At 60.3% G+C, this 459-nt stretch carries 1 pseudogene; it reads left to right on the forward strand.

The features are described 5' to 3' along the window. A pseudogene (locus DVK07_RS21590) lies at positions 1-324 on the forward strand (hypothetical protein); the annotation flags it as partial. Positions 325-459 lie beyond the last annotated feature (135 nt).

The following is a 459-nucleotide window of genomic DNA, read 5'->3' on the forward strand; positions in this document are numbered from 1 at the left end:
GTCTCGACGCTCCGGAGCGAACCCATCGCGGTGTATCTACTCGGTGTCGTCGCTGCCGTCGGCCTGTTGGTTCTCGGCGGGGTCCTCTCTTCGCAGTTCATACAGGCTGGCTTGTTCGCGCCTCGGACCGCCTTCCACGTCGCACTGGCCGGCCTAGATAAGGACTGGACAACGCTTTTTCAGCAGGCACTGGCGGACTCGACGGGCGACGTTCGACCGCTGTTCAGCTCTATGATGGCTGGAATCCTTGTTTTGTGTGCATGGGTGGTGGTGCCGACACTTCTCGGGGCGGTCGGATACGAACGGGGTGACCTCGACCGATGACGGGCGCATCCGACGACTGTACACCTGCAGTCGTGACAGACGGTTTTACCAAACGGTTCGGCTCTGTCACAGCCGTTGAAGGGCTTAGGATGACGGTACCGGTCGAATCAGTGTACGGACTGCTTGGACCGAACA

Source organism: Halorubrum sp. Atlit-26R (assembly GCF_003666015.1).
Classification (GTDB): domain Archaea; phylum Halobacteriota; class Halobacteria; order Halobacteriales; family Haloferacaceae; genus Halorubrum.